The following is a 24,336-nucleotide window of genomic DNA, read 5'->3' on the forward strand; positions in this document are numbered from 1 at the left end:
TTAGTCGCCCAGCGTAGCAACCATCACTGCCTTGATGGTGTGCATCCGGTTTTCGGCCTCGTCGAACACGATGCTGTGCTCGGATTCGAACACGTCCTCGGTCACCTCCAGGCCTTTCATGCCATATTTGTCAGCCACTTCCTTGCCCATGGTGGTCTCGTCGTTGTGGAACGCCGGCAGACAGTGCATGAACTTCACATCCGGGTTCTTGGTGGCGTTGATGACATCCATGTTGACCTGATACGGGGTCATCAGTTTGACGCGCTGATCCCAGGCTTCTTTCGCTTCACCCATGGATACCCAGACGTCGGTGTAGAGGAAGTCAGCACCCAGCACACCCTCTTTCACATCTTCGGTCAGGGTGATGCGTGCGCCGGTCTCTTCGGCGATCAGGCGGCACTTGGCAACCAACTCCTCTTCCGGCCAGAAGGCTTTCGGCGCGACCAGACGGATGTCCATGCCCATTTTGGCGGCGCCGACCATCAGGGAGTTACCCATGTTGTTGCGGGCATCACCCAGGTAGGCGAACTTGATTTGATCCAGACGCTTGCCCTTGCCGTGCTCCAGCATGGTCATGAAGTCGGCCAGGATCTGGGTCGGGTGGAATTCGTTGGTCAGGCCGTTCCAGACCGGGACACCGGCGTAGGCGCCCAGCTCTTCCACGATCTCCTGACCGTAGCCGCGGTATTCGATACCGTCATACATGCGACCCAGTACACGGGCGGTGTCCTTCATGGACTCCTTGTGACCGATTTGGGAACCGCTTGGGCCAAGGTAGGAGACTTGCGCGCCCTGGTCGAAGGCCGCCACTTCAAACGCACAACGGGTACGGGTGGAGGTCTTCTCGAAAATCAGGGCGATGTTCTTGCCGACCAGATGCTTGCGCTCGTAGCCACCGTATTTGGCTTTTTTCAGGTCGATGGCCAGGTCGATCATGTATTGGATTTCGCGCGGGGTGAAGTCCAGCAGTTTCAGGAAGTTACGGTTACGCAGATTAAAAGCCATGATGAGTTCTCTCTATATATGTTTCAGACCAGTTCGGGCAGTAGTGTTGACTACGCATTCTCAGTACAGATGTCGGTAATTACGCATGTACGGTGCGGGTGGCGACGATATTGGTGCCGGCTTCCCCCTTGAGGATGGCGAGGCCATCTTCCAGCGAGCCGATGCCGACCATGCCGCCGGTCGCTTTGACAAATTCACAAGAGGCTTCGACTTTCGGCCCCATGGAACCTGCATCGAACTTGACCCCGGCCAGCTCGTCCGGGCTGGTGACTCGCAGCGGACGCTGGGTCGGCTTGCCCCAATCCAGATAGACGGCATCGGCATCGGTCAGGATCAGCAGGGCGTCGGCCTTGATCTGCTTGGCCAGATAGGCGGCAGACATGTCCTTGTCGATGACGGCTTCGATACCGGTCAGGCTCTGGCCATCCCAGGTCACCGGGATACCACCACCACCGGTACAGATGATGAGGTGGCCCTGGGCAATCAGGGTTTCGATGGCATCGCCTTCAACGATGCGCTGAGGCAGCGGGGACGGTACTACGCGGCGGAAGAACTTGCCGTCAGCCTTGACCACCCAGTGCTTCTCTTCTGCCAGGGTGCGGGCTTCAGCCTCTTCGTAGACGGGGCCGATAAATTTGGTCGGATTGGCAAATGCCGGATCCTTGGGATCAACCTGCACCTGGGTCAGCAGCGCGGTGACGTTGCGGCTCGGCATCAGGTTTTTCAGCTCCTGGATCAGCATGTAGCCGATCATGCCTTGGGACTCGGCACCCAGCACATCCAGCGGATAGGGGGATACCTTGGTGTAGGCGCTGTTCTGCAGGGCCAGCAGGCCGACTTGCGGGCCGTTGCCATGCACCAGTACCACGTTGTACTCCTGAGCAATCAGGGCGATGGTCTTGGCGGCGGTGGCGATGTTCTTGCGCTGGATATCCGCTTCCAGTGGCTCACCACGACGGAGCAGAGCATTGCCACCCAGAGCGACGACGACAGTTGGTTTTTTCATAGTGGTTAATCTCGAGTTTGGTTCTGTGTGGCGCCAGCTTCTGCCGGCGCCACGCCGTCTCATCAGATGCTGTCGCGTTCCATCGGGCAGCTCATGCAGCGGGCGCCGCCGCGGCCACGGCCCAGTTCATCACCCGGGATGGAGAGAACTGTGATGCCGGCCTTGTCATACTTCTCGTTGGTGTAGGTATTGCGCTCGTAACCCACCACCACGCCGGGACGTACGGTCAGTACGTTGTTGGCGTCGTTCCACTGCTCGCGTTCGGCTTCGAAGCTGTCACCGCCAGTGGTGATGATCTTCAGCTGATCCACGCCCAGTGCTTTCTCGATGGCGGTGACGAAGTAACCCTCTTCCTTGATGTTCATGCCGGTGGCGCCGCCCGGAGTCAGGCTCCAGCACTGCACATCCTTGCGGATCACTTCCGGATAGACGGAGAAGGTGTCGATGTCCATGTGAGTCATGACGGTATCCAGGTGCATGCAGCTGCGATGTTTCGGCAGCTCCATGGCGATGACCTGCTTGGCCTGACCATGTTTGAACAGGCTGCGAGCCAGGTGCTCGACACCTTGCGGGGTAGTGCGCTCGGACATGCCGATCAGCACGGCGCCGCGGCCGATAACCAGTACGTCGCCACCCTCGATGGTGGAGTTGTCGTAGTCACGCTCCTCGTCACCGAAGTACTTGATGAAGTCCTGGCCGGCAAACATCGGGTGCCAGCGGTAGATGGCCTTCACATGGTTGGTCTCGCGGCGACGAGCCGGCTTGGCCATCGGGTTGATGGAGACGCCGCCATAAACCCAGCAGGAGGTGTCACGGGTAAAGAGGTGGTTGGGCAGCGGCTCGATGATGAAATCGGTCGGAGCGTGCATGCCCACTACCATGTTGACGCCGCTGTAGGGCATCTCGGAGTAAGTCAGGCCGCCGGAGAGAATGCGGGCCAGTTCGCGGTGCGGCATGTCAGCCAGGAAGCAGCGCACGTCGTTGGCAAAAGAAGAGCCGAGGCGATAGTCGGAGACCTGATGTTGCAGCAGCCAGGTTTTGGCTTCCGGCACATCCAGGGTTTCCGCCAGCAGATTGGTCAGCAGGAAAACTTCGACATTCTGATCGCGCAGTACCTGAGCGAATTTGTCGTGCTCCTGACCGGCACGTTCAACAGACAGGACGTCATCGAACAGCAGATCCTGGCAGTTGGAAGGAGTCAGACGCTTCAGACTGAGGTTGGGGCGGTGCAACATGACACGGCGCAATTGGCCAACTTCAGAACCTACATAAAATTTGCTCATGATTATATTCCGTCTAGCAGTGGTCCCTGCGAGTGATTGAATAGATTCCTTCTATTCATGCTCGTGGCTAAGGCGGGATATTCTTTATGTAGGGTAATCGGCTTATGTTCTATCCTGCCTTTGCCTTTCGAAGCCGAGGTTAGACCTGCCAATAGCAATAAACTTAGACATTGATCACATTCACTTTGAACTGAATATATTCACCTTTCAATCTATGACTCCAGTAGCAATTTACGCATTTTCCTCTCAGCAAACCCTGAATCTTCATGCAAAACCACCCCGATATATTTCAGGTTGATTCAACTTTTATTCATGCCAACTCACTGGAAAGATTAAAAGAAAAAAACAAAAACCCATTAAAAAACAATGAAATGGGTGGCAACTAAAATAATATCTGAATATTACTACCTGTGTATTGAATACATCGCCGTAACGAGAGGAACGCGGGAGAAATAAATACTCACATCGACCACATTCACTGCATAAATCTTTTCTTGTTCCAGATCATGGCATTGACGCCAACCCCATCAGGCCCAGCCTCATAAGTCACCGCCTCTTTTTGCGGTTCAACTTAATATGCACAAAGTCCGCATCAAGGTGGGCAGCCATCCTCGTCGGTCACCACAACGCCTTTTGATACTTTTTTCATTAATTGAATTTATTCACCTCACCTTGCGCTGGCGCCAACCTCGACTTAACTCAGAAAGTGATCCGGATCACACAGGAATGACACTACCAAGGAGTTGTTATGAAGATGAAACCCATGCTGTTGCTCGCGACTTTGCTGCTCTCTGCGCTCCCCACCCTCAGTCAGGCTGAAGGAGCCCCTGCCATACCCATGGTGGTCTGCCATGTCGACAAGGCTCCCCAGATGCTGGTGCCCGACTATGTCTGCCGCTGGCATGGCGGCAGTGTTGACTATTAACCTGCAGAACGAGAGGAGCATCACTCCTCTCGCCTTGTGATGAGCCAACCCCCTCCTATACTGAAATCAGCGGTTTTCTCATGGATAGGGGAACGTCATGATCTTGTTGGTCGGTGGGGAGAAGGGTGGCAGTGGCAAGAGCTGCCTGGCGCAAAATCTGGCGGTCTACCTCAGATCCCAATTTCAGGGAGAGGTGTTACTGGTCGACTGCGACCCGCAACGCACTACCTCGGACTGGATTCAGGAACGCAACGACAACCCGGATCTGCCACAAATCAACTGCGTTCAGCTCTATGGCAATATTCGCAACGATCTGCTTAGCCTGAAAAATCGCTATGACTACGTCATCGTCGATTGCGGCGGGCAAGACAACCGGGCACTGCGCTCCACCATGGCTGTCGCCACCCACGCCCTGATCCCCTTGCGCCCGAAACGCCGCGACCTCAAGACCCTGCCCCATATGGAAGATCTGATCACCACCTGCAAGATGGTCAATCCGACCCTCAATGCAGCCGTTGTGTTGACCCAATGTCCATCTTTGCCCAATCAGGTAAAGCGGATTCTCGAGGCCAAAGAGGTATGTGCCTCGTTCGGAGTCGATGTACTGAATTCCATCACCTATGGCCGCAACGTCTACGACGATAGTGAGGAAAAGGGATTATCGGTGATGGAGATAGAACCGGATGGCAAATCTGCCGAAGAGATCCGGGCCATCGCCAAAGAGTTCCTGAAAGTGGGGGTATGAGATGGGCTTGGCGGATCTGAAGAAAAAGCATCAGCTGCATCACCAGAAGAAGTTCACTGTCGATGAATTTATCGAAGATGCTGAGTTCTACGCCAAGGGTAAACCCAAGGTTGTCAGCCTTGAGTTGAGTCTGCATAGGGATGAAGCCTTGTCGGCACTGGCCTTTATCGAGAGTGGTGAGCATCTGAAGCCCAGTTTTAAAAAAGCGACCTTCTCCATGAGTACAGTGGCCATCGATGAGCTGGGTAATCTGACCCAACAAGACGGCATGAACAAGTCCCTGCTACTGCGCCTCTTTACCCACTACTTCTCTTCGCTCACCCCTGAAGAGCGCCAAACCATCTATGAGCGCCTCAACCAGCACCTATAAATACCCCATTCACTGCTCTTTTCCTGCCGTCACACCCACATTGGGTGATCACCATCAGAGCACAGAATCTGTTTCCAAAGTAACCAAAATCCCGTGTAAGAGATCTGCCATTCCACATGTAAGTAAACAGCCTAAAAGATCCTCGAGATAATCGGAAGATAGGATCTTAAAACGTGAAGGCGATTAACTTAAGTATCTGTTTATAAATGAATAAATCGAAACACACCACTTTCAGAACAGCTAATAGAAAAAACGTTTTCCATTCTGACGTTGTAGCCGGTTAGAAAATCCTTATAGTTACTCATGCACGGACGCAATGAAGTCGGTCAGGAAGACTGGCTGCCAGGGTTGGGCAAATGGACTCACCACAGGATGTGGTAAAGGACACCTCCCGGGACGGAGAAAGTGCGACGGGACAGGATGACTCGTCAGGCCAAGATGGCTAAAGGACACCCCAAAGGATTGGGAAGGGGAAACCTAAAGGAAGAGGTAAACAGTCAGGGATTGCAGGGAGCAACTTCGTTCAAGGATCTGAGCGATACGACTACCGGGGGCGACGCAAGTCGCCCCCATCTTTTTATCTGCATTTCACCGTCCCCTTGCTTGGCTCTCAATTGCTTGCCTCAGCGCAGAGACTTCTTACCAGAACCTTTCCGACCCGCTGCTTAAGCAAAAATACATATGAAAAGGGCGCCACGATGGCGCCCTTTTCTGTTTTCTAATCGGCAAACAAGCTTATATCACGCGAGAGAACTGTTGCTGGCGCGCCTTGTTGCGCAAGTACACGTCGAAACACATGCAGATATTGCGGATCAGCAGCTGCCCCGTGGAGGAGACCTCCAGACCATCCTCCGTCATACGCACCAATCCATCGTTGATGAAGGTCTGCAGCAGCTTGAGATCGTCGGCAAAATACTCTCTGAAATTGAGACCGTGCGCCTGCTCGACAGACGCAAAGTTCAGACGGAAATCACAGATAAGCCGCTTGATCACCTCACGGCGGATCAGGTCATCCTGATTGAGCGAGCAGCCTTTCCACTGGGCATGACCCAGCTCTGCAACCTGTGCGTAATAAGCCTTGAGCTCTTTCTGGTTCTGGGAATAGGCATCACCGATCATGCTGATGGAGGAGACCCCCAGCCCCAGCAGATCACAATCTCCCTGGGTGGTATAGCCCTGGAAGTTGCGGTGCAGCTTGCCCTCGCGCTGCGCCACTGCCAGCTCGTCATCGGGTTTGGCAAAATGGTCCATACCGATGAACTGGTAACCCTGACCGGTCAGGAAGGCGATGGTGTCCTGCAGCATGGCCAGTTTCTCCTGCGGCGCAGGCATATCCACCTCTTTCAACTTGCGCTGGGCGGCAAAGCGGCTCGGCAGATGGGCATAGTTGAAGATAGAGAGGCGCGCCGGATCCGTCTTGAGCACCTCTTCCAGCGTATGGTGGAAGCTGGCACGATCCTGATGCGGCAGGCCATAGATAAGGTCGAGGTTGGTCGAGCGGAAGCCAAGTTCACGGGCCCGTTCCAGCATCGCTTTAATAAAGTCGTTGTCCTGCTCGCGGTTGACTGCGACCTGCACATCCTTGTTGAAGTCCTGCACCCCGAGGCTGATGCGGTTGAAGCCGACATCTCGCAGCACATCCAGCATGGTAATGGCAATCTCGCGCGGATCGACCTCGATGCTGAACTCCCCCTCTTCAGCGAAATGGAAGTGCTCACGCAGCATGGCCATCAGACGGCGCGTTTGCGCTTCATCCAGATAGGTGGGTGTACCGCCACCCCAGTGCAGTTGGGTGACCAGACGATGCTTGAAGAGCGGGGCTTGCGCCTTGATCTCCTGCTCCAGGTAGTCGAGGTACTCGTCAGCCTTGTGCTGATGGCGGGTAATGACCTTGTTGCAGCCGCAGTAGTAGCAGAGCTTGTGACAGAAAGGGATATGCACGTAGAGCGACAGATTGCGCTCGGGATACTGGCCGGCAGCGCGGACAAAATCCGGATAGCCGAAGCTCTCGTTGAACTCCAGCGCAGTGGGATAAGAGGTGTATCGCGGGCCACTGTAGTTATATTTTTCGATCAGGGCCTGATCCCACACAATCTGTTCTGCTTGCACGCTCGCTTCCTCTCTTGTTGTTATTGTTGGCTCACCGACCTAACTGAAAATCCTTCAGCTGGGCCACATCCTTGAGGATCTGAGCCTCCAGCTCGGCCTCGTAGCCGCTGCGTTCGAGATCCATCTTCATCACTTCATTGCGCTTGAGGGCGCGTCTGGCCTCATGGGTCGGCATATCTTTCACCTTCTCATACAGCCCGTACAGACCCGGGAACTCGGCAACGAACGCTCGTCCCCCCTTGATCTGCAACGCATCCAGCAGATTGGTCAGCCGAATGGCGCCTTCGGAGTAATCGCACTGCCCCTCCTGCACCGCATGAGCAATGACCCGTACGCTCTCCAGAATTCGTTCATTGCGAGCAGTAATAGCCCGCCACTGCATCGCTTGCTGCCGTCTCAGCCTGGCCAGCAGCATGCCTGCATAGATGGCCAACCCTGACAAAATCAGGCCGCCCAACAGGGCGGCCAGCATCCATCCACTCATCACTTTTTCTTCGGCTCAGGCTTGGGTTCCGGCTTGAAATCGACCTGGTTGAAACGGTCCCACAACTCCTCTTCGGAGGCCGGTTTCTGCTCGTCGAACTCGGCGTCATCGCCATCATCAAACGGCAGCTCATCATCTTCATCATCGTCGTTGTCGATGATGCCCAGCTCATCCATCAGCTCCTGATAACGGTCGACACGCTGATCAACCCAGGCCTGCTCGGCCGCTTCCAGGGTTTCACCGGCATCAAGACGATCCAGCAGATCATTCAAGCGGTCATCGTTTTCGATGGAAGCCAGCTCCTGCTCGGGCGTCATCACCAGCTTCTTCTCTTTCACCGCCTTGGGTGCTGCCGGCTTCTTCTGTTTGTCATCCACCACCAGAACTACCGGCTTGCGGGAACCGATACGCGGATCTGTGGACTGGCTGTTGCCAGACTTGTTCTTCGGCTGTTCAACTTGCTGACGAGAACCAGCCTTCAGGCCTTTGCGCTTGGCAGCCCGTTTACGCTCACGGCCTTCCTGAGCACTGACATCAGATTCTTTGCGCTTGCCAGTAGGCTTGCGAGTGGGTTGTTTGGCAGACATGAATGGCTAACTCCGAAAAATAACTGGTTTGACCCGTACCCGGGATGATCTCACCCGGTGGGATACGATGCGAGGAACAGTAAGGCTGGAACAAGAGCAGGATCCCGCACCAATCAGGCCCAATCAGGCCACTGAACACCGCAGGATCGGTATCCTCTGGGCATGTTGCTGGTATTTTGACACAGAATGGCTAATCGGGTTAATTACCCAAAAGAAAAAAGGCAGCCGAAGCTGCCTTGATATGTTCATGCGTGCGCCATCCTGAATGGCAAAACAATCTGTTTCGTCCTCTCCGTGACAACTTGTCGCCGCATCATATCGTTGTGTGGTCATCCTGACCTTATATTGGTCGTTCCTGAATGTGCGTGTGCCTGTTTGACCCGTCTCGACCGCATCCTGCCATCGTGCCGGGGAGCCTGCATCCCGCAACCCCATCCCGCTCCGGAGATGGTCACCATCCTGATCCTTCAATCCTTTGCCAGCTCATCCGAGCCCAGGGCATCCCGCCACGCCAGCCATCCTCTGCTCACAACCCCCCTGTCGTGAAACCGCCACCCAATCCGTGGGTGAATCCATTAAGCCTACTGTACCAACTCTATAAAGCGGCTCAATCCACTCAAAACATTCTCAACATGTCGAAAAACATCAATATTCATATAACGTATTGATAAATAATGATTATTTAATGTTTTATGCAATTTTATGAGCCTTGACCTGCCTTGAGAATGGGAGATCTCTTACAGAACGGGGGGATTAAACCGAGAATTATCTGAAAGCCATAAAAACAACGGGGAGCCCAAGCTCCCCGTTTCAACTCAAATCGACCGTATCGACTGTATCAGTGCAGACCCGCCACATATTTGGAGAGGGCTTCGATATCCTGATCAGTCAGTTTCTTGGCAACGTCCCGCATCATGCCGTTCGGATCGTTGTCACGCGTCCCGGCACGGAATGCGGTGAGCTGGGCCTTGATATAGGCAGGATGCTGGCCAGACAGGCTTGGATACTTCGCCTGTTCGACACCAGAGCCACGGGGACCATGGCAAGCCGTACAAGCTGCCAGACCGCGACTCATGTCACCACCCATATAGAGTGCCTTGCCCGCTTCGACCACGTCGTCAGGGACAGCGATAGGGGTAACCTTCAGGCTGGAGAAATAAGCCGCCAGGTCATCCATGTCCTGTTCCGACAAAGGTAACGCCATCGGCCCCATCACTGGCGCAACCCGGCCAATTTGACCAGAAGCAGCAGCCTTCAGTTCAACTAACTGCTTTTTGATATATGATGCGTGCTGACCAGCAATTTTGGGGTACATATCAACCAGGCTGTTTCCGTCCGGTCCATGACAAGCCGCACAAACGGCAGCCTTGGTCTGTCCCGCAGCGGCATCGCCCTTGGCTTGTGCCATCCCCGTTACGCCAACCATCAGAGCAAGAGTAATGACTAGGTTCTTCATGGCGTTCCAACTTTTCGTTATTAGGCTTCCAGATCCCATGCCGCTGAAGGCATGTTAAAATAAACGCGTTTAAGCGACGCTATTTTACACCATTTTACAAAAAAGTAACTCTATAACCCTCTATCTCCATGGGGAATTTACGTTGGATACACAAACTCTGAATTTCAATAAGGTGCATTTTGTGACCAGCGCACCCGACATCCGTCACCTGCCAAATGATGGGGGTGTCGAGATCGCGTTTGCCGGCCGTTCCAACGCCGGTAAGTCATCTGCATTGAACACCTTAACCAAACACAAGAACCTGGCGCGCACCAGTAAGACACCCGGACGTACCCAGCTGATCAACCTGTTTGAGCTGGAACCGGGCAAGCGTCTGGTCGACTTGCCGGGTTATGGTTATGCGCAAGTTCCGCTGGAAATGAAGCTCAAGTGGCAAAAGTCACTGGCAGAGTATCTGCAGCGCCGTGAGTCATTGAAAGGTCTGGTGATCCTGATGGACATCCGCCACCCACTCAAAGATACCGACATGAACATGCTGGAGTGGAGCTCGCACCGTCAGTTGCCCGTCATGCTGCTGCTGACCAAGGCTGACAAATTGAGCCCAGGCCCACGCAACAACCAAGTAATCAAGGTGCGCCAGGCCGTTGCCGACCTCGGTTCCCAGATCCAGGTCGAAGCATTCTCCTCTCTCACCAATATCGGTGTGGAGAAGCTGGCGCAAACCCTGACCGAATGGTACGTCAGTGGTGACGATACCGACGTGCTGAACGCTGACGAACAACAACCTGCCGAGGAGTAATCTACTCCTCGCTCTCCTTGCAATTGGCGGAGCACCCCTCCGCTGATTGAAAGGGTTTCAGATTGCCGCTTTCACATGCCTCACGACGAACACCCCGCATTCGTCTCCCCTGTTATATCCATTACCGCTTACAGTTCATATAGATAGGCCATTAATTCATGAAAGAAATTAACTTTTGAAGACGTTGATAGCGTTTTCAAATTCGTTCTTTCAAAGCGAACCAGAATTACAAAAATAGACAAAAATGAAATTTAATTACAAGATCTAACCGAGAGGGTTAAAAATGAGGCCGGACGACAGTGATGCCATCCAGCCTGAAATAATAAGTTCAAAAAATTGGGAAGAAGCTGAATCTTGAGTACCAGACGACAGGTATTCCTCAAGAAGCAGCCTCATTCTATCAAATGCATCGCCAATTTAAAGCATTTACTCTAAATGGCACGCATAAAAAAACACCCCGACGAGAACCTCATCGGGGCAGCTATTCAGCCACATTCAATTACGTGAAATAAAAGGTCTGAAAGATAGAACATCTTACCTCTGTACCCTACGCAGACAACTGTACAGCAAAGCAGCAGAAAGTGAAAGTAATTTATGTAATTTAGTTTCACAACTTACAGGTTAATAAAAAACCTTTTACTTTCATGCAGATAAAAAAATCCCCAGTACGAATACCGGGGAGTTATAAAGGTGACTAGCTAGCACTTCCTCAACTATCTAGTTAGTCAGCGCCATTTCAAAGTAGTTCCGCTACAAAACAAAAAAACTTTGAAAAATCAGAGGTAGATTGCGCCATCTTCAGCAAACTCTTGTTCTTCAATGAGTTTTTCAGCCATATCTTCAATATCAAAACGTACACTTTCGAAGGCTCTGACGATGTCATCCTCTCTCGTCAGCGCCAGACCTGTCATTCTCTCCAGTCGCCGCAGGCTGATGTAACAATCTATCAGTGCCCCCATCTGCTGGGCAGGAAAACGCACCCGCTGTTCGTCAGCCTGCCACTCCATCAGGTCGGGAAACAGAATACCCTGGTTCATATCACCCCCAAGTTACGCTTCAACTCTCTCAATACCTGTTTAGTCCCGGGACGAATTCCGCGCCACACGGTAAACGCTTCGGCGGCCTGTTCCACCAGCATGCCGAGTCCATCCATGGTTTGACGGGCCCCATGCTGCTTGGCCCAACTGATAAACGCCGTATCCGAGGCGCCATACATCATGTCGTAGATGGCAATATCAGTGTGGATCAGGGCGGGGGCCAACGGCGGCAGCTCCCCTTGCAGGCTGGCGGAGGTAGAGTTGATGACGAGATCGAATGACCCTGCCAACTGCTCATAGGTCTGGGCAGTCACAGGCCCCAGATCGCAGAATTCGGCAGCCAACTGTTGCGCTTTTGCGTGGGTGCGGTTGGCGATCACCAGCTCGCTCGGCAACTCAGCCAGCAGCGGCGCCAATGCACCACGAGCCGCGCCACCGGCCCCCAGCAGCAGGATCCGGCTATCCGCCAGCGTCACACCATGGGACTTGAGATCGGCGACCAATCCGGCGCCATCGGTATTATCCCCCAGCAACACACCATCATCGGTCAGCTTGATGGTATTGACCGCGCCCGCCCGCTTGGCCCTCGGGCTCAAGCGATCGACCAGAGTGAATGCCTGCTCCTTGAAGGGAACGGTGACATTGCATCCCTTGCCCCCTTGGTCAAAGAAGGTGCGCAGGGCTTGGGCAAACTCGTCGACGGCGGGTTCAGCCAGCCCATACTCCAGCTCTTGCTGGGTTTGTCTGGCAAACAGGGTGTGAATGAAGGGGGACTTGCTGTGGCGCACCGGGTGGCCAAAAACCAGATAACGATCCATCAAAGAGTTCCATCAGAGGGCAATATTCCGATTTAACGTGTTTTCGCACTCGGGAACAAGCCGAATATCGGCCAGTAAAAAGGGGCCATCATGGCCCCTCGGGTCACAGCCATTCTCGCGGCGTGAGATAGTCGGTATAGAGCAAGGCTTCAGGAGTGCCCGCCTCCGGCTGCCAGTCATACTCCCAACGTGCCAGCGGTGGCATCGACATCAGGATCGACTCGGTACGTCCGCCGGTCTGCAGCCCGAACAGGGTGCCACGGTCATACACCAGATTGAACTCCACATAACGACCGCGACGATAGAGCTGGAACTCCCGCTCCCGCTCACCATAGGGCAGTGCCTTGCGTCGCTCGATGATCGGCAGGTAGGCATCGAGATAACCCCGACCGACCGCCTGCATAAAGGCAAAGCAGTCGGCAAAGGGCCAGCGATTCAGATCGTCGAAGAAGAGACCGCCCACCCCCCGCGTCTCGTTGCGGTGTTTGAGGAAGAAGTAGCGATCGCACCAGGATTTGAACTCGGGGTAGATATCATCACCAAATGGCTGGCAGAGATCACGGGAGACCTGATGCCAGTGCTGGACATCCTCGGCAAACGGGTAGAAAGGCGTCAAATCGAAACCACCGCCAAACCACCAAATGGGCTCTTCACCCTCTTTCTCGGCGATGAAGAAACGGACGTTGGCGTGGCTGGTCGGCACATAGGGGTTGTGCGGATGGATCACCAGCGACACGCCCATCGCCTCGAACTTGCGACCGGCCAACTCTGGCCGATGGGCTGTAGCAGAGGCAGGCATGGCATCGCCATACACATGGGAGAAGTTGACGCCCCCCTGCTCGATCACCGCACCGTGGCGCAGCACACGGGTGCGACCACCGCCACCGCCTTCACGGCTCCAGGCATCTTCCACAAAGTGTCCACTGCCATCGGCCTGCTCCAGACCACGGCAGATCTCGTCCTGCAACTGCAACAGGAAGGCCTTGACCTGGGCCACATCCGGTTTGCTCATCTTGTCTCCAGTCAGGCAGGATCGTGAACGCCCTGTCCATTTTTATAGTTAAATCAATCCAATGAGCTCACCGCTCAGCGGATTGATGGCAAATCATGACGTATCCGCCTGCTCAGGAGGGGCGAATAATGGCGCCGGTTCTGGCGTCCTTGATCTCGGAGGGGTTGGCTTGACCACCCACTTCACCGGGCAGGATATAGGCCAGCTTGCTTGCCAGCCGCTCACCAATATCGGCCACCCGACGGGCAGGCTCCTCACCGGTCAGGTTGGCGCTGGTAGAGACCAGCGGCTTGCCAAAGGCACGGCACAACGCCTGCACCTGAGGATGAGCCGTCACGCGTACCGCGATGGTCTCGAACTGCCCGGTCAGCCAGGCCGGCGTCGTTGCACGGGCAGGCATGATCCAGGTAAAGGGGCCGGGCCAGCTGGCTTCAACCCGAGCCAGTTGCTCACCGCTAAGCTGACTCAGATCGATGTAATCCTGCAATTGCGCCACGTCGGCAGCAATCAGGATCAACCCCTTCTCCACCGGACGCTGTTTGATGGCCAGCAGTCGCTGCACCGCAACTTCGGAGTCGGGATCACAACCCAGACCAAACACGGCCTCGGTCGCATAAGCAATCACCCCTTCCTGTTGGAGGGCGGCAACTACCTGTTCAAATTCATTTGGCATAGGAAAAATGCGGCAGCCTAGCTGCCGCCTCGTCGCTTAGTAGCAAGTTGAATCCATACGGTGGCGACCACAACAAAGTGACGTTTTGCTGTAGCACAGGAAAAATACGACACATCCGGATCGTCACCCGTTCACTTACTTGAGTTGAGCCTGCAGGGCGGCATCCTTGGCCATCACCTCTTCGGCATTCTTCTGGCGTTCGGCCCGAACCTTGGCTGCCAGTTCATCATCGGCTACTGCCAGCATCTGGGCTGCCAGATAACCTGCGTTCTTGGCACCGGCTTTGCCGATCGCCACGGTCGCCACCGGTACACCACCCGGCATCTGCACGGTGGAGAGCAGCGCATCCAGCCCCTTGAGCGGGCCACCATCGATGGGCACCCCGATCACAGGACGAGTCGTGATGCCGGCTACGGCACCCGCCAGGTGCGCAGCCAGACCGGCAGCACAGATAAAGACCTTGCAGCCACGGGCCTCGGCATCGGTCACATACTGATGGGTCGCAGCCGGCGTGCGGTGCGCGGAGGTGACTTTGACTTCCACTGCGATATCAAATGACTTGAGCACCTCGAGGGTGCTCTGCATCACGGGGAAATCAGAATCAGAGCCCATCAATACGGCAACAAAGGGTTTATTCATGGTGGGAATTTCCTTACTCCAAGTGGGGGGTTGAAGTTCACCGAAAACGTTTCAATCCGGTTGCGGCGGCGGGATTATACCTGCTCACTTTGGTGGCCGCATTTCTTTTGCGGACAGACCCAACGCAGAGCTCCCCTCACTTTTTTTTCCACCATGATGCCCCAGCCACACGCGGGGCAAGGCATGGGGATCGGCTTGTCGTTCACCACATATTTGCAATGGGGATAGCCATCACAGGAGTAAAACTGCTTGCCGTAGCGGGAGGTGCGGCTCACCAGATGACCCTTGCCGCACTCGGGGCAGAGTATCTGGGTATCGTCGCTCTCCTGCAGGGATTCGATGTGCGGACAGGCCGGATATTGAGTACAACCGACAAACAGACCGTAACGCCCCTTCTTGATCGCCAGCGGCTGTCCGCAATCGGGACAGGCAGAGCCTTCGAGCACCTTTTCGATGTCACGGCCGGATGGCGTCAGGGAGCGAATGTAATCACAGGCAGGATAGGCAGAACAGCCGAGAAAGGGGCCATGTTTGCCCTGGCGGATCACCAACTCGGCCCCGCACTGCGGGCACGGCTCGCGCTCGAAGGCATGTTCGTGGGCTGAAAAGAGGTGATGATCGATTTTTGACATGGGCCGCGCCTTGAAATCCAGATGGCCTGAATTCTACCAGCGCGGCACCGGACTGTCAGTGAATGACGCCGTCTGACTCATCAAACACCAGCTCTTCCATCTGCTGGTAGGCATTTTCACTGCCCGGTACGTTGAACAGCACCATCATCACGACCCACTTCAGGTCATCCAGCTCGATATCCGGCTTGTCCAGCTCGAGCAGGCGCTCGATACAGATCTCGCGGGTTTCGGCATTCAGCACCTGGGCCTGTTCCAGAAAGAGCAGGAAGCCGCGGCACTCGGTGCTGAGGCGTGCCAGCTCTTGCGGAGCATAGATACGCATCGAGCCTTGCGCGCTGGCGGTGACATAGACCTCCCGCTCGCTATCGTGCAGATTGGCCAGCCGCTCCAGCCAGTCGAGTGCCTTGTCGATCTCTTCTTTATCGAAACCGGCCCGGCTCAACTCGTCGGTGAGCTCATCCTGCTCGACCATCACATCTGCATCGCTGTGGATGTAGGTCTCGAAAAGGTACATCAATACATCAAACATGATTCGCCCTCCTCGCTCTGACGTATCCACCGGCTACCGCCATCACTGCACCGGCCAGCTCCAGCTCTACCAACCTGCCCAATACCACTTCGACAGGAAGCTGGGCCCGCTCGGCAACGGTATCCACGCTCGTGGTCTCATAATCTACGTTATCCAACAAATCGGCATAAGGCAATTCGCTATTATGCGGTTGCTCAGATGGTATGACCGACGGATGTGGCCGTGCGACCCACTCTGGCAGCTCTTCCACTATATCGGCCGCACTCAGCACAAGTTTGGCCCCCTGCTGAATTAATCTATTGCACCCTATCGCCTGGCCATTTTGCGGGGCGCCGGGTACCGCAAAGACTTCGCGCCCCTGCTCCAGTGCATAGCGAGCGGTGATCAGCGAACCGCTCTGCTCGGTCGCCTCCACCACCAGGGTTCCCAACGACAGACCACTGATAATACGGTTGCGACGAGGAAAATGTTCAGCCAGCGGCCCTTTATCCGGCGCCAGCTCGGAGATAAGCACACCCCCTTTCTCCAGAATCTGGCCTGCCAGTCCCTGATGGCGTTTGGGGTAGAGGCAATCCAGCCCGGAACCCAACACAGCAAGAGTGATACCGCCACAAGCCAGCGCCTGCTGATGGCAAATACCATCGATACCGAGCGCAAGGCCCGAGGTAATAGCCAATCCGCACCCAACCAGCTCGCTACAGAGACGGGACGCATTATCTTTACCTGCATAGGTAGGATGGCGTGTCCCCACCATTGCCAACTGGGATAGCGACAGCGCAGCAAGATCGCCACGACAGTAGAGCAACAGTGGTGCCGCGGGAATTTCCCGCAACAAGGATGGATAAGCAGGGTGATCTTGTGGAATAAGGTGATTGTCAGACTCAGCGGCCCAAGCCAGACTCGGCTCAACATTCGGCAAGGGCCAGCGCAGTTGCCTGATCTGCTCTGACGACAGCCCCATGCGATGCAGCTGCGTTTCATCGCTCTGAAACAGGGCATCAATCGAACCACCGCTCTGCTCCAGCAGTCGAACTGCGGTTACAGGGCCGATTCCGGTAACCGCATTGAGGGTTAACCAGAGCGCCAAGCGCTCATCGGGGTAGTTCACGTCAGAAGTGAGTGACCTGATAACCCGAGCTCACCATGTCCTTGCTCTGCATGATGAGGCCATAACTCAGCTTGTCATACACCTTGAACAACATGACGCGGGCAATAGCTTCAGAGGGCAGTGGTGCCTTCTGGTTGCCACTACTGTAGAACACCTTGTCGTAGACAGAGGAGAACTCCTTGTATTGCACTGCACCATTCTTGGTGACCAGCGCAGCCCCCGGACGCCGAACATCGAGCACATCGCCCGCGGAGAGTTGATCCCTAGCACCTTTGTTAATCAAGACCACATCAAACTTGCCCCCTCCCCTGGCTTTGCTCGGCAAGTCGATGATGTAGCCAGGGGCAATCGCTGGGGCAGCCTTGGGTATGAAAACCGCAGGCATGTTCTCCTGAGGGGGCAGCTCCATAATCTTATCACCCTGCAATACTTCACGCTGGTTGTGGGTGAGAGTCACTTCGGTCCGATCACCATCCAGCAGCGCTACCGCACGCACCACGCCTGCAAAGATGGCCTCCTGACCCAAAAGCTCACCTGTCTCGCGATCCTTGTAGACCACCCCGGGATGATAGATGCCATACATCTTGCCCGGTATCAGAGCTCCCTGCACATAGAGGGTGTCCCCCTCAAGCATTCCAATGTGCTTTTCGTCGGAACCCAGCAAATAGGGCAGCATTTTCTGCTGTTGACTGTCGGCCAAGATATGGTCCGTCTGCAAAAAGGGGCCTATCTCGCTGAAGGGCAGAGTAGGGATAGGATTTGCCTTGCTCTCATAACGGGTTTTCGGGCCGAGACGGATGACCTGTTTGCCCCCCTGCATCGCTTTGCCCAGCCGGGGCTCACCATTGACCCAGCTCAGGTGCAGCACGTCCCCTGGGTAGATCCAGTGCGGATTGGCAATCTGTGGATTGATGTTCCAGAGCCGGGGCCACAGCCAGGGTTCGGAAAGATATTTGCCGGAGATATCCCACAGGGTATCGCCTTTTTGCACTACATAGCTTTCGGGATAACCCGCTTTCAACCTCAGCTGATCGGCCAGAGCGGCTTGGCTCATGGTCACCAGCAGGCAGGTGAGGATGGTTTGCTTCAGATACATAACACTCCCTGTTACCTCTGCGCGCAAAGTGTTGCTGTTTTTTGTCGGCGTAAATGACTAGAATTACGCCAATATTGACTGCATTTATACGAAACTAAAGAAAAAACTATGGCCATTCTAGATGTATTGCGTTTTCCCGATGAGCGTCTGCGTACTATCGCAGCCCCTGTCGAGACCTTTACACCCGAGTTACAACAGATTGTAGATGATATGTTCGAAACCATGTATGCGGAGGAAGGCATTGGCCTGGCCGCAACGCAGGTGGATATTCATCAACGCATCATAGTGATCGATGTCTCTGAAAACCGTGAAGATCCTCTGGTATTGATCAATCCGGAAGTGATCTCCCAGTGTGGCAGCACCGGCATTGAAGAGGGTTGTCTCTCCGTGCCTGGCAGCCGCGCTCTGGTACCGCGCGCTGAGCAGATCAAGATCCGCGCCCTGGATCGCCACGGCAAACCGTTCGAGCTGGAAGCGGACGACCTGCTCGCCATCTGTATCCAGCATGAGATGGACCACCTGATGGGCAAGTTGTTCGTGGATTACCTGTCCCCGCTCAAGCGCCAGCGCATTCGCCAGAAGCTGGAAAAGATGGCCCGTGAAGATCGCAAAGTCCTCTGAGGATCTGCCCCATTGAATAAGCTGAAACTGATTTTTGCCGGTACTCCCGACTTCGCCGCCCGTCACCTGGCGGCGTTGTTGTCTTCCGACCATGAGGTCGTTGCCGTTTATACCCAGCCCGACAAGCCCGCCGGCCGTGGCCAGAAGCTCACCGCCAGCCCGGTCAAAGAGCTGGCACTGGCCCACAACCTGCCGGTTTACCAGCCCGCTACCCTGCGCAAGGAAGAGGTGCAAGCCGAACTGGCCGCCCTTGGTGCAGACCTGATGGTCGTGGTGGCCTATGGCCTGATCCTGCCCAAGGCGGTACTCGATACCCCGCGTCTGGGCTGCATCAACGTCCATGGCTCCCTGCTGCCGCGCTGGCGTGGCGCTGCACCGATCCAGCGCTCCATTTGGGCGGGCGATAGCGAAACCGGCGTCACCATCATGCAGATGGATGTGGGGCTGGATACCGGCGCCATGATCCGCAAGGTTAGCTGCCCCATCGCCGCCGACGAGACCTCCGCCAGCCTCTATGACAAGCTGGCCGAGCTGGGCCCGCAAGCACTGGTCGACACCATCAATGCCATGGCCGCCGGTGAAACCGCTGCCGAGGTGCAAGATGATGCGCTGGCCAACTACGCCGAAAAGCTCTCCAAGGAAGAGGCCCGCATCGACTGGTCGATGGAGGCTGTTGCCATCGAACGCTGCATCCGCTCGTTCAACCCCTGGCCCATCAGCTGGTTTGAAGTAGCTGACCAGACCATCAAGGTATGGCAAGCCGCCGTCATCGACATCGACCACGGCCAACCCGCCGGCACCCTGCTCAAGGCCGACAAGCAGGGGATCGATATCGCGACCGGCAAAGGGGTACTGCGCCTGCTGACCCTGCAACCGCCCGGCAAGAAGGCGATGTCCGTTTCGGATCTGCTCAACTCTCGCCGCGACTGGTTTGAACCCGGCACGCAATTGAATTGAACTGGATTGAATTGACACAGGCGGGGCCCAGGCCCCGACTTGCGCATCTAAGGTAACTCTATGAAAACACGTGCACAGGCCGCTCTCGTTATTCAACAGGTGCTGGATCAGGGTCAATCCCTCTCCGCTGTTCTGCCTGCTGCCCAGGAGAAGGTCGCGCCTCGCGATCGCGCTCTCCTGCAAGAACTCTGCTACGGCACCCTGCGCTGGCTGCCCCGCCTCGATGCGGCAGTCAACGAGATGATGGACAAGCCGCTCAAGAACAAGAGCCGCATTTTCCACTACCTCATCCTGGTCGGTCTCTATCAGCTCATCTACACCCGCATTCCGGCTCACGCCGCGGTGGCCGAGACCGTCAACGCCGTCAAACTGCTCAAGGGCACCTCCCTGCGTGGCCTCATCAACGGCGTGCTGCGCAACTTCCAGCGCAGCGCCGAAGTCATTCTGCTGCGCATCGACCGCGTTCCCAGCATTCGCCTCGGTCATCCGGAGTGGCTCACCAAGCGCCTGCGTCAGGCCTATCACGATGAGTGGGAATTCATCATGGAGGCGAACAACCAGCGCCCCCCCATGTGGATCCGCAACAACAGCCAGCGCCAGAGCCGCGATGCCATGCTGGCTCGCATGGCCGAAGCCGGCATCAATGCCGTGGCCGGTGAAGAGGGTGAGGATTGCATCCTGCTGGAACGTCCTTGTGATGTGACCAAGCTGCCCGGCTTCGAGGTCGGTGACTGCTCGGTACAGGATGGTGCAGCACAACAGGCCGCGGCACTGCTCGACCCGCAACCGGGCGAGTGGGTGCTGGATGCCTGCGCGGCCCCCGGCGGCAAGACTGCCCACCTGCTGGAGCGTCAGCCCAAGCTGGCTGGCGTGGTTGCCGTCGATGCCGATGAAAACCGCCTCAAGCGGGTGCAGGAGAACCTGGACCGCATCGGCCTGAGCGCCAAGGTTATCCACGGCGATGCCGCAGCACCGGAACAGTGGTGGCCGGAGGGTCAGTTTGACCGCATCCTGCTGGATGCTCCCTGCTCCGCCACCGGCGTCATCCGCCGCCACCCAGACATCAAGTGGCTGCGCCGTGATCAGGACATTCGCGAGCTGGCCGAGTTGCAGCGCCGCATTCTCAATGCCCTCTGGGGCAAGCTGAAAAGCGGCGGCACCCTGCTCTACGCTACCTGCTCCGTCCTGCCGGAAGAGAACCGCGAACAGATCCGCGCCTTCCTTGCCGCGACCAAAGATGCCAAATTGGTACCGCTGCACGAACAGGACACCCCGGACTGCCCGGGCCGCCAGTTCCTGCCGGGTGAAGCCGAGATGGATGGCTTCTACTACGCCAAACTGGTCAAGCTCTGAGCCGGGCATGACAAACCTCATTCGGGATTGCCGCCAGCTCCGTTCTGGCGCTCCCCTTTACAGCCTCAACGTGAGTAGACGTTCCCTATGAAAATCATCATTTTGGGAGCCGGCCAAGTCGGCGGCACCCTGGCCGAGAACCTGGCCGGGGAGAACAACGACATCACCCTCGTCGACACCGACAGCGAGCGCCTACGCGAGTTACAAGACAAGTTCGACCTGCGGGTGGTCAACGGGCACGGCGCTCACCCCAAGGTGCTGCGCGAAGCGGGGGCTCAGGATGCCGACATGCTGGTCGCCGTCACCAACAGTGACGAGACCAACATGATCGCCTGTCAGGTGGCCTACTCCCTGTTCAACACCCCGAACAAGGTGGCGCGGATCCGCTCGCCAGCCTATCTGACCGAACGGGATCGCCTGTTCCTGCCCGAATCGGTGCCGGTGGATCACCTGATCGCGCCGGAGCAACTGGTGACCGACTATGTGCGTCGTTTGATCGAGTATCCGGGTGCCCTACAAGTGGTTGATTTTGCAGGTGGTCGCGTCGGTCTGGTGGCGGTCAAAGCCTACTACGGTGGCCCGCTGGTGGGCAACGCCCTCTCCACCCTGCGCGAGCACATGCCCAACATCGAAACTCGGGTAGCGGCCATCTTCCGTCAGGGCCGCCCGATCCGCCCGCAAGGCACCACCATCATCGAAGCGGATGACGAGGTCTTCTTCGTGGCGGCGGCGGGCCATATCCGTGCTGTGATGTCGGAGCTGCAGCGCCTCGAGAGCCCCTACCGCCGCATCATGATCGTCGGTGGTGGCAACATCGGCGCGGGTCTCGCACGCCAGCTGGAGAAGCGCTACAGCGTCAAGCTCATCGAGCGCAACCAGAAGCGGGCGGAGCAGCTCTCCGAACTGCTGGAGAACACCATCGTCTTCTGTGGCGATGCGGCGGATCAGGAGCTACTGGCCGAGGAGCATATCGATCAAATCGACGTCTTCATCGCCGTGACCAACGAGGATGAGGCGAACATCATGTCGGCGCTGCTCGCCAAGAAGATGGGCGCCAAGAAGACCATGGTGCTGATCCAGCGCGGCGCCTACGTGGATCTGGTGCAGGGCGGTTCTATCGATATAGCCATCTCGCCCCAGCAGGCCACCATCTCGGCCCTGCTGACACACGTGCGTCGGGCCGATATCGCCAACGTCTACAGCCTGCGCCGCGGCGCGGCCGAGGCGATCGAGGCGATTGCCCACGGTGATGAGAACACCTCCAAGGTGGTCGGCAAGACGGTGGGCGAGCTCAAGCTGCCGCCGGGCACCACCATCGGTGCCGTAGTGCGCGGGGATGAGGTGCTGATCGCCCACGATCGCACCAAGATCCAGCAGGATGACCACGTGGTCATGTTCCTGGTGGACAAGAAGTACATCCCGGAAGTGGAGCGGCTGTTCCAGCCAAGCCCCTTCTTCCTGTAACGTCTTCATGCACACAGGCTGTCAAACCAGACCCGGCTCAGCTCCCCCAAGGGGATGGTCCGGGTCTTTTGTTAATCAACGACCAGGTTATCGAACATGATCAAGCTGCGTCCCATTATCTTCACCCTCGGGCTGGTGCTCTCCAAGCTGGCGCTCTTCATGTGGCTGCCCACCTTGCTGGCACTGCTCACCGGGTCAGAGGGATTTGTCGAGTTTCTCAAGTCCGTGCTGATCACCCACGGCGCCGCCCTGCTCTGCCTCCATTACGGTCGTAAGGCGGAGTTTCATCTGGGGGTGCGGGAAATGTTCCTGCTCACCACCTCGGTCTGGGTGGTGGCCTGCATCTTCGGCGCCCTGCCCTTTGTCTTCATCACCCACATCAACTTTACCGACGCCTACTTCGAGACCATGTCGGGGGTGACCACCACGGGCTCTACCGTGCTCTCCGGCCTCGACAACATGGCCCACAGCATCCTGTTGTGGCGATCCATCCTGCAGTGGCTGGGGGGGGTCGGCTTTATCGTGATGGCGGTTGCCGTACTCCCCTATCTCAACGTCGGCGGCATGAAGCTGTTCCAGACCGAGAGCTCGGACTGGTCGGATAAAAGTGCGCCACGGGCCAAGACGGTCGCCAACAACATTGTCGTGGTCTATCTGGTGCTCTCCATGCTCTGCTTCATGGCCTACTGGGCCAGCGGCATGAATATGTTCGAGGCGATCAACCACGCCATGACCACCCTCAGTACCGGCGGCTACTCCACCTCCGATCAATCCATGTCCCACTTCTCCAACTCGGCACACTGGATTGGTACCCTGTTCATGTTCCTTGGCGGCCTGCCCTTCCTGCTCTATGTGCAGAGCCTCAACCACAGGGACTACAGCCTGCTCAAGGATGCCCAGGTGCGCGGCTTCTTCTGGCTGGTGGTCTGGGTCACCGTCATCATGACCTTCTATCTGTGGGAGAGAGATCTGTTCGGCTTCTGGGATGCCCTGCGCATCAGCTGTTTCAACATCGTCTCGGTACTCACCACCACCGGCTATGGCCTTGGTGACTTCGGCACCTGGGGGCCGCTCACCAGCATCGTCTTCATCGTGCTGCTGGCTCTTGGGGCCTGCTCTGGCTCCACTGCGGGCGGCCTCAAGATCTTCCGGGTACAGGTGGCCTTTGCCCTGTTCAAGAAGCAGATGCGCCAACTGATGCACCCTTCCGGCGTATTTCCCCAGAAGTACAACGGCCGGACGGTCAATGATGCCATCATCCGATCAATGATCTCCTTCGTGCTGGCCTACTTCGCCATCATTCTGGTGATAGCCGCCCTTCTGGGCGCCATCGGGCTTGACCCCCTGACAGCCATATCCAGCTCCATCACTGCCGTTGCCAACGTCGGCCCGGGCATGGGCCCGGTGGTCGGCCCCAGCACCAACTTTGCCAGCCTGCCGGAATCGGCCAAATGGCTGCTGTCATTCGGCATGCTTCTGGGACGACTGGAGATCCTGACGGTCGCCGTGCTCTTCTTCCCCTCCTTCTGGCGCCAGTAATCCCTCACTGCAATGTCTAGTCCTGAAATAGGTTTACACATTTTCAACTAGCATTTCTCTACTCAGAACCCCCTATGTACCGCATCGGG

25 protein-coding genes are annotated in these 24,336 nt (G+C 56.4%); 9 read left to right on the forward strand and 16 right to left on the reverse strand.

Annotation, left to right across the window (positions count from 1 at the left end):
* The 3 genes from argF to arcA all read right to left on the reverse strand — a co-directional run bounded on the left by argF (position 1) and on the right by arcA (position 3,294).
* Positions 1 to 1,005, reverse strand: coding sequence for an ornithine carbamoyltransferase (gene argF, locus G5253_RS10130; RefSeq protein WP_005339721.1), 1,005 nt, complete (start codon positions 1,003 to 1,005; stop codon positions 1 to 3).
* Positions 1,006 to 1,084: 79 nt separating this feature from the next.
* Positions 1,085 to 2,011: a carbamate kinase gene (arcC, locus tag G5253_RS10135; RefSeq protein WP_005339719.1), complete on the reverse strand. Its 927-nt coding sequence runs from the start codon at positions 2,009 to 2,011 to the stop codon at positions 1,085 to 1,087.
* Positions 2,012 to 2,073: 62 nt separating this feature from the next.
* Entirely contained in the window at positions 2,074 to 3,294 is a 1,221-nt protein-coding gene (gene arcA, locus G5253_RS10140; protein ID WP_005339718.1) for an arginine deiminase, read from the reverse strand.
* 748 nt (positions 3,295 to 4,042) lie between these two features.
* Here arcA and G5253_RS10145 point away from each other — a divergent pair.
* The 3 genes from G5253_RS10145 to G5253_RS10155 all read left to right on the forward strand — a co-directional run bounded on the left by G5253_RS10145 (position 4,043) and on the right by G5253_RS10155 (position 5,334).
* On the forward strand, positions 4,043 to 4,219 hold the full coding sequence (locus G5253_RS10145) for a hypothetical protein (RefSeq protein ID WP_266135227.1): 177 nt from the start codon (positions 4,043 to 4,045) through the stop codon (positions 4,217 to 4,219).
* Between the two features lie 97 nt (positions 4,220 to 4,316).
* Positions 4,317 to 4,964, forward strand: coding sequence for an AAA family ATPase (locus tag G5253_RS10150; protein WP_216952274.1), 648 nt, complete (start codon positions 4,317 to 4,319; stop codon positions 4,962 to 4,964).
* Between the two features lies 1 nt (position 4,965).
* A complete protein-coding gene (locus G5253_RS10155) occupies positions 4,966 to 5,334 on the forward strand; it encodes a CopG family transcriptional regulator (protein ID WP_216952276.1) in 369 nt (122 codons plus the stop codon).
* A 735-nt stretch (positions 5,335 to 6,069) separates the two neighbouring features.
* Here the strand turns inward: G5253_RS10155 and hemN are convergent.
* The 4 genes from hemN to G5253_RS10175 all read right to left on the reverse strand — a co-directional run bounded on the left by hemN (position 6,070) and on the right by G5253_RS10175 (position 9,970).
* A complete protein-coding gene (gene hemN / locus G5253_RS10160) occupies positions 6,070 to 7,443 on the reverse strand; it encodes an oxygen-independent coproporphyrinogen III oxidase (RefSeq protein ID WP_266135228.1) in 1,374 nt (457 codons plus the stop codon).
* Positions 7,444 to 7,474: 31 nt separating this feature from the next.
* Positions 7,475 to 7,915 (reverse strand): DUF2489 domain-containing protein, encoded by a 441-nt coding sequence (locus G5253_RS10165; protein ID WP_164537978.1) that lies wholly within the window; start codon positions 7,913 to 7,915, stop codon positions 7,475 to 7,477.
* An 11-nt stretch (positions 7,916 to 7,926) separates the two neighbouring features.
* Positions 7,927 to 8,514: a Der GTPase-activating protein YihI gene (yihI, locus tag G5253_RS10170; RefSeq protein ID WP_266135229.1), complete on the reverse strand. Its 588-nt coding sequence runs from the start codon at positions 8,512 to 8,514 to the stop codon at positions 7,927 to 7,929.
* 838 nt (positions 8,515 to 9,352) lie between these two features.
* Complete coding sequence (locus tag G5253_RS10175) at positions 9,353 to 9,970, reverse strand: c-type cytochrome (protein WP_266135230.1); 618 nt, start codon at positions 9,968 to 9,970, stop codon at positions 9,353 to 9,355.
* A gap of 142 nt (positions 9,971 to 10,112) precedes the next feature.
* Between G5253_RS10175 and yihA the strand changes: the two genes are divergently transcribed.
* Positions 10,113 to 10,769, forward strand: coding sequence for a ribosome biogenesis GTP-binding protein YihA/YsxC (gene yihA, locus G5253_RS10180; protein WP_266135231.1), 657 nt, complete (start codon positions 10,113 to 10,115; stop codon positions 10,767 to 10,769).
* Positions 10,770 to 11,545: 776 nt separating this feature from the next.
* Here yihA and G5253_RS10185 read toward each other — a convergent pair.
* The 9 genes from G5253_RS10185 to G5253_RS10225 form a co-directional block, all read right to left on the reverse strand.
* Positions 11,546 to 11,806, reverse strand: a complete 261-nt coding sequence (locus G5253_RS10185) for a DUF1488 domain-containing protein (protein ID WP_266135232.1) — start codon at positions 11,804 to 11,806, stop codon at positions 11,546 to 11,548.
* Positions 11,803 to 12,624, reverse strand: coding sequence for a shikimate dehydrogenase (gene aroE, locus G5253_RS10190; protein WP_201902698.1), 822 nt, complete (start codon positions 12,622 to 12,624; stop codon positions 11,803 to 11,805). The genes G5253_RS10185 and aroE overlap by 4 nt, the downstream gene beginning before the upstream one ends.
* A 103-nt stretch (positions 12,625 to 12,727) precedes the next feature.
* On the reverse strand, positions 12,728 to 13,636 hold the full coding sequence (hemF, locus tag G5253_RS10195) for an oxygen-dependent coproporphyrinogen oxidase (protein WP_160882021.1): 909 nt from the start codon (positions 13,634 to 13,636) through the stop codon (positions 12,728 to 12,730).
* A gap of 112 nt (positions 13,637 to 13,748) precedes the next feature.
* Entirely contained in the window at positions 13,749 to 14,309 is a 561-nt protein-coding gene (locus tag G5253_RS10200; RefSeq protein ID WP_160882022.1) for a Sua5/YciO/YrdC/YwlC family protein, read from the reverse strand.
* A 135-nt stretch (positions 14,310 to 14,444) separates the two neighbouring features.
* Complete coding sequence (purE, locus tag G5253_RS10205) at positions 14,445 to 14,948, reverse strand: 5-(carboxyamino)imidazole ribonucleotide mutase (RefSeq protein WP_005341951.1); 504 nt, start codon at positions 14,946 to 14,948, stop codon at positions 14,445 to 14,447.
* Between the two features lie 74 nt (positions 14,949 to 15,022).
* Entirely contained in the window at positions 15,023 to 15,580 is a 558-nt protein-coding gene (locus G5253_RS10210; RefSeq protein ID WP_266135233.1) for a type I DNA topoisomerase, read from the reverse strand.
* 55 nt (positions 15,581 to 15,635) lie between these two features.
* The gene (locus tag G5253_RS10215; protein ID WP_005339699.1) at positions 15,636 to 16,109 is read right to left on the reverse strand and encodes a DUF494 family protein; all 474 of its coding nucleotides are present in this window, start codon (positions 16,107 to 16,109) and stop codon (positions 15,636 to 15,638) included.
* Positions 16,102 to 17,217 (reverse strand): DNA-processing protein DprA, encoded by a 1,116-nt coding sequence (gene dprA / locus G5253_RS10220; RefSeq protein WP_266135234.1) that lies wholly within the window; start codon positions 17,215 to 17,217, stop codon positions 16,102 to 16,104. Before dprA ends, G5253_RS10215 begins: the two co-directional genes overlap by 8 nt.
* A gap of 1 nt (position 17,218) precedes the next feature.
* The gene (locus tag G5253_RS10225; RefSeq protein WP_266135235.1) at positions 17,219 to 18,313 is read right to left on the reverse strand and encodes a LysM peptidoglycan-binding domain-containing protein; all 1,095 of its coding nucleotides are present in this window, start codon (positions 18,311 to 18,313) and stop codon (positions 17,219 to 17,221) included.
* Between the two features lie 108 nt (positions 18,314 to 18,421).
* Between G5253_RS10225 and def the strand changes: the two genes are divergently transcribed.
* The 5 genes from def (at position 18,422) to G5253_RS10250 (ending at position 24,247) form a co-directional block, all read left to right on the forward strand.
* The gene (gene def / locus G5253_RS10230) at positions 18,422 to 18,934 is read left to right on the forward strand and encodes a peptide deformylase (RefSeq protein ID WP_216952294.1); all 513 of its coding nucleotides are present in this window, start codon (positions 18,422 to 18,424) and stop codon (positions 18,932 to 18,934) included.
* 12 nt (positions 18,935 to 18,946) lie between these two features.
* Positions 18,947 to 19,891, forward strand: coding sequence for a methionyl-tRNA formyltransferase (gene fmt / locus G5253_RS10235; RefSeq protein WP_266135236.1), 945 nt, complete (start codon positions 18,947 to 18,949; stop codon positions 19,889 to 19,891).
* Positions 19,892 to 19,951: 60 nt separating this feature from the next.
* The gene (gene rsmB, locus G5253_RS10240) at positions 19,952 to 21,244 is read left to right on the forward strand and encodes a 16S rRNA (cytosine(967)-C(5))-methyltransferase RsmB (protein WP_128834727.1); all 1,293 of its coding nucleotides are present in this window, start codon (positions 19,952 to 19,954) and stop codon (positions 21,242 to 21,244) included.
* A gap of 87 nt (positions 21,245 to 21,331) precedes the next feature.
* Positions 21,332 to 22,708: a Trk system potassium transporter TrkA gene (gene trkA / locus G5253_RS10245; RefSeq protein ID WP_266135237.1), complete on the forward strand. Its 1,377-nt coding sequence runs from the start codon at positions 21,332 to 21,334 to the stop codon at positions 22,706 to 22,708.
* Positions 22,709 to 22,804: 96 nt separating this feature from the next.
* Positions 22,805 to 24,247 carry a TrkH family potassium uptake protein gene (locus G5253_RS10250; protein ID WP_266135238.1) on the forward strand — a complete coding sequence of 481 codons (1,443 nt, stop codon included), beginning with the start codon at positions 22,805 to 22,807 and terminating at the stop codon, positions 24,245 to 24,247.
* Positions 24,248 to 24,336 lie beyond the last annotated feature (89 nt).

The sequence above is a fragment of the Aeromonas sp. 602658 genome (assembly GCF_049173005.1).
Lineage (GTDB): Bacteria > Pseudomonadota > Gammaproteobacteria > Enterobacterales > Aeromonadaceae > Aeromonas > Aeromonas veronii_A.